The sequence below is a fragment of the Thiohalorhabdus sp. genome, assembly GCF_046545655.1.
Lineage (GTDB): Bacteria > Pseudomonadota > Gammaproteobacteria > Thiohalorhabdales > Thiohalorhabdaceae > Thiohalorhabdus.
The window spans coordinates 1-4,737 of the sequence record NZ_JBKGZG010000071.1; the positions used below are offsets into that span (position 1 = coordinate 1).

General features: G+C 70.5%; 5 protein-coding genes. All 5 read right to left on the reverse strand.

Translation table 11 applies throughout. The features are described 5' to 3' along the window. Window positions 1-13: 13 nt before the first annotated feature. From rng to ACLFRB_RS11430, 5 genes are read right to left on the reverse strand one after another with little or no spacing between them, the layout of a single operon-like run. Window positions 14-1,483 carry a ribonuclease G gene (rng, locus tag ACLFRB_RS11410; protein WP_411069136.1) on the reverse strand — a complete coding sequence of 490 codons (1,470 nt, stop codon included), beginning with the start codon at window positions 1,481-1,483 and terminating at the stop codon, window positions 14-16. After that, window positions 1,480-2,073 carry a Maf family protein gene (locus tag ACLFRB_RS11415; RefSeq protein ID WP_411069137.1) on the reverse strand — a complete coding sequence of 198 codons (594 nt, stop codon included), beginning with the start codon at window positions 2,071-2,073 and terminating at the stop codon, window positions 1,480-1,482. The genes rng and ACLFRB_RS11415 overlap by 4 nt, the downstream gene beginning before the upstream one ends. Window positions 2,074-2,088: 15 nt before the next feature. Then, the gene (rsfS, locus tag ACLFRB_RS11420; RefSeq protein WP_411069138.1) at window positions 2,089-2,499 is read right to left on the reverse strand and encodes a ribosome silencing factor; all 411 of its coding nucleotides are present in this window, start codon (window positions 2,497-2,499) and stop codon (window positions 2,089-2,091) included. Further along, a complete protein-coding gene (gene nadD, locus ACLFRB_RS11425) occupies window positions 2,474-3,157 on the reverse strand; it encodes a nicotinate-nucleotide adenylyltransferase (protein ID WP_411069139.1) in 684 nt (227 codons plus the stop codon). The genes rsfS and nadD overlap by 26 nt, the downstream gene beginning before the upstream one ends. 7 nt (window positions 3,158-3,164) lie before the next feature. Continuing rightward, the gene (locus ACLFRB_RS11430) at window positions 3,165-4,424 is read right to left on the reverse strand and encodes a glutamate-5-semialdehyde dehydrogenase (protein WP_411069140.1); all 1,260 of its coding nucleotides are present in this window, start codon (window positions 4,422-4,424) and stop codon (window positions 3,165-3,167) included. Window positions 4,425-4,737: the final 313 nt, after the last annotated feature.

Below are 4,737 nucleotides of genomic sequence, written 5' to 3' on the forward strand. Positions count from 1 at the left end.
GGGGGGACCGGCCTTACAGCACCACCACGTCGAACTGCTCCTGGGTGTAACCGGCCTCGGAGCGCAGGGTGATGGACTTGCCGATGAAGGCCTCCAGGTCGGCGAGGCCCTTGCTCTCTTCGTCGAGGAGGACGTCGACCACGGAGGGGTTGGCGAGGATGAGGAGCTGCTCGGCGGGGTATTGGCGGGCTTCGCGGAGGGTCTCGCGGAAGATCTCGTAGCAGACGGTCTGCAGGGATTTCACCACGCCCCGGCCCTGGCAGTAGGGGCAGGGCTCGGTCATCAGGCGCTCCAGGGACTCCCGGGTGCGCTTGCGGGTCATCTCCACCAGCCCCAGCTCGGAGAAGCCCACCAGGTGGGACTTGGAGCGGTCGCGGGAGAGGGCGTGCTCCAGGGCGCGGAAGACCCGCTCGCGGTGGTCGGCCTTCTCCATGTCGATGAAATCGATGATGATGATGCCGCCCAGATTGCGCAGGCGGAGCTGGCGGGCGATGGCCTGCGCGGCCTCCAGGTTGGTCTTGAGGATGGTCTCCTCAAGGGTCTTGCGCCCCACGAAGCCGCCGGTGTTCACGTCGATGGAGGTGAGCGCCTCGGTCTGGTCGATTACCAGGTAGCCCCCGGACTTTAGATAGACGGTGCGGTCCAGGGAGCGCTGGATCTCCTCCTCCACCGAGTAGAGGTCGAAGATGGGCCGCTCCCCGGGGTAGTACTCGATGCGGTCGGCCACCTCGGGGACGAAGTCGCGGGCGAAGGTCTGGATCTGGTCCCAGGTCTCCCGGGAGTCGATGCGCACCTTGTCCACCTGATCGTCCACCATGTCCCGCATGGCCCGCATGGGCAGGGTGAAGTCCTCGTGGATCAGGGCGGGCGCTTTGGCGGTGCGGATGTCGGCCTGCAGGGACTCCCACAGCCGGCGCAGGAAGCGCACGTCGCGCTCGAACTCCTCCTCGCCGGTTCCCTCGCTCACCGTGCGCACGATGAAGCCGCCCGGCTCCTCGGGCGGGTGGAAGGCCTCCACCGCCTCCTTCAGCCGGCCACGCTCCTCGGCCCCGTCGATGCGGCGGGACACCCCCACCCGTTCGATGTAGGGCATGTACACCAGGTAGCGCGACGGCAGGGTGATCTGGGTGGAGACCCGGGCCCCCTTGGTGCCGAGGGGGTCCTTGTTCACCTGCACCACCACCTCGTCGCCCTCGCGGAGCAGCTCGGTGATCTTCGGCTCCTGGCCGTTGCGGGGGAGGTCGGTGCCCTCGGGGGGCAGGACGTCGGAGGCGTGCAGGAAGGCGGCCTTCTCCAGGCCGATGTCGATGAAGGCGGCCTGCATGCCGGGCAGGACGCGGCCCACCTTGCCCTTGTAGATGTTGCCGACGATGCCGCGGGTGCGGGGCCGCTCGATGTGGACCTCCTGGAGGAGGCCATTCTCGACGATGGCCACCCGCACCTCCTGCGGGGTGACGTTGATGAGGATCTCGCTGCCGCTCAAAGCGTCCCGGCTCCGAAGCCCCGCAGCAGCTGGTCGGTCTCGCACAGCGGCAATCCCATCACCGCCGAATAGCTCCCGGTGATCTCCTCCACGAACACGGCCCCCCGGCCCTGGATGGCGTAGGCGCCCGCCTTGTCCATGGGCTCCCCGGTCTCGATGTAGGCCTCGATCTCCGTCGCCTCCAGCGGGCGCACCCGCACCCGGGTCCGGTTGAGGCGGCTCTCGGTGCCGCGGCCGTCGGTGACGGCCACGGCGGACAGCACCTCGTGCTCCCGGCCGGACAGGGACTGGAGGTACCGCCGGGCCTCCCCCGGGCCGGCGGGCTTGCCCAGGATGCTGCCGTCCTGCTCGATGGCGGTGTCCGCGCCGAGGACAAGGGCGCCCTGGCGGTCCGGGAGGCCCACGGTGGCGGCCCCGGCGGCGGCCTTGTCCCGGGCCAGGCGCTCCACGTAGGAGGCGGGCGCCTCCCCGGCCCGCGGGGTCTCGTCCACGGACGACTCCACGGGCCTGTGGGCGATGCCGATCTGCTCCAGGAGCTCCGCCCGGCGGGGCGAACGGCTGGCGAGGTAGAGGGGGACGGGATCGGGCATCGGGGGGATGGCGGCCTATTGATCCGAGGCCGGCCCGGACCCGCTGTCCGAATCCCCGGACAGGATGTCGCTCCAGAGCTCTTCGAGGTTGTAGAACGCCCGCGTCTCGGCCCGCATGACGTGCACGACCACCCCGCCCAGGTCCAGCAGGATCCAGTCGCCGCCGTCGGCGCCCTCGACGCCGCTGGGCTGGAACCCGGCGTGCTTGACCTCCTCCTGGAGGTGGTCGGCGATGGAGCCCACGTGGCGGTCGGAGGTACCGGTGGCGATCACGAAGTAATCGGCGAAGCCGCTGCGCTCGGAGACGTCCAAAGTCTGCACGTCCTTCGCCTTGCGGTCGTCGAGGGCCGTCTGGATGATCTCCAGCAGGCGATCCGCTTCTTGCTTGCTGGCCGTCGGCTTACGGTTCTTGGCGGTAGAGGCCATGAGCGGAAAGGTATTCCTCCACTTGGTGGGGCAGCAGGAAGCGCGGGCTCGCCCCCGCGCCAACCATTTCCCGGATGGCGGTGGCGCTGATATCGAGGCGGGTCACATCGAAGGCCATCACCGCCCCCGCGGGCTGCTCATGGAACACGGCGGGGGACTCGGTCCAGCGCCCCTCCAGGGCCCGGGCCAGCTCCGGCTCCAGGGCCTCCAGGGAGGTTCCGGGGCGGCGGACGGCCGCGATGTGGGTCAGATCGAGCATGCGCTCCCACTGGTGCCAGTGGTTCAGTTGGGTGAAGGCGTCGCTACCTATAATAATTAGTATCGGCCGACGCCCCAAACGTTCCCGGAGCCATTCCAGGGTGCGCACTGTGTAGGAGGGCCCGGCCGCCTGCACCTCCCAATCCAGCACCCCCAAGGTGGGAAAGGCCGCCACCGCCGCCCGGGCCATGGCCAGGCGGTGGGCCGCCGGGGTCTTGGGCGCGGCGCGGTGGGGCGGCTCCCCGGAGGGCACCAGCACCACCCGCTCGGCCCCCACCCGCTGGCGGACCTCCTCGGCGGGCCGCAGGTGGCCGTAGTGGACGGGGTCGAAGGTGCCGCCCATGAGGAGCAGCGGCCCCTCCCCGCCCAGGGGACCCGATGCGCCCGTATCCTCCGTCACGCCGCCCTCAGCCCCGCGTCTGCCCGGAGCCCAGCACCACGAACTTCTCCGTGGTCAGGCCCTCCAGGCCCACGGGGCCGCGCACGTGCAGCTTGTCGGTGGAGATGCCGATCTCCGCGCCGAGGCCGTACTCGTAGCCGTCGGCGAAGCGGCTGGAGGCGTTGACCATTACCGAGGAGGAGTCCACCTCGCGCAGGAAGCGCCGGGCGCTGGTATAGCTCTCGGTGACGATCACGTCGGTGTGGCCGGAGCCGTAGGCGGCGATGTGGTTCATGGCCGCGTCCAGGCCGTCCACCACCTTCACCGCCAGGATGGGGCCCAGGTACTCGGTGGCCCAATCCTCCTCGCTGGCCTCCTTGGCACGGGACACAAGCTCCCGGGTGCGGGGGCAACCGCGCAGCTCCACCCCGGCGTCCAGGAAGCGCTCGCCCAACCGCGGCAGCAGGGCCCCCGCCACGGCGGCGTCCACCAGCAGGGTCTCCATGGTGTTGCAGGTGCCGTAGCGCTGCGTCTTGGCGTTGACGGCGATGTCCGCGGCCTTGTCCAGATCGGCGTCGGCGTCGATGTAGGTGTGGCAGACCCCCTCCAGGTGCTTGATCACCGGCACCCGGGACTCCGCCGCCACCCGCTCGATGAGGCCCTTGCCGCCGCGCGGGATGATGATGTCCACGTGCTCGGGCATGGCGAGCAGCGCCCCCACCGCGGCGCGGTCGGGGGTGTCCACCACCGAGACCACGCCCTCCGGCAGACCCACCTCGGCGAGCACCGTGCGCATGATGTGGCTGATGGCGCGGTTGGAGGAGATGGCCTCCTTGCCGCCGCGCAGGATGGCGGCGTTGCCGGACTTCAGGCACAGGGCGGCGGCGTCGGCGGTGACGTTGGGCCGGGACTCGTAGATGATGCCGATGACGCCCAGGGGCACGCGCATCTTGCCCACCTGGATGCCGCTGGGGCGCATGCTCAGGTCGTTCATTGCGCCCACCGGGTCCGGCAGGCCGGCCACCTGGCGCAGGCCGTCGGCCATGGCCGCCACCCGGTCCTCGTTCAGCTCCAGGCGGTCCACCAGGGCGGCGTCCAGGCCCTCGGAAGCGGCGCGCTCCAGGTCCTCGCGGTTGGCGGCGAGGATGTCGGACCGCTCGGCCTCGATGCGGTCGGCCATGGCCAGCAGGGCCTTGTCCTTGAGGCCGGGATCCAGCCGGTTCATCTGCCGGGCGGCCTCGCGGGCCGTGCGGCCCAGCTCCTGCACGTATGCGGTAACGTCGTCCATGGTCCTTCCTCCCAAAGCACGTGCCCGACTGGTCCTTCTACCCATTTGCAGCGGCGGAACCGCCGCGATCCCCCGGCCCCCTGTGGGAGCGGCCAGTGGCCGCGACCGATCCGGCCAACCCCGGGGTCGCGGCTGGTAGCCGCTCCCACACTGCCCGTCTGGACATTCCCCCGGCAGCCGCCACTCCGGTCGCGGCCGGGACGGCCGCTCCCACAATGGCCCCCTTGCTCCCGCTAGAGCTCCCTCGTAGGAGCCCACTTGTAGGAGCTCACTTTAGTGAGCGATCCCCTCCTGGCCACCGGAGGCCCAACAA

Coding starts and splice junctions, on each gene's coding strand:
- ACLFRB_RS11415 (WP_411069137.1), bottom strand. CDS start 2,073: ATGCCCGATCCCGTCCCCCTCTACCTCGCCAGCCGTTCGCCCCGCCGG.
- rsfS (WP_411069138.1), bottom strand. CDS start 2,499: ATGGCCTCTACCGCCAAGAACCGTAAGCCGACGGCCAGCAAGCAAGAA.
- ACLFRB_RS11430 (WP_411069140.1), bottom strand. CDS start 4,424: ATGGACGACGTTACCGCATACGTGCAGGAGCTGGGCCGCACGGCCCGC.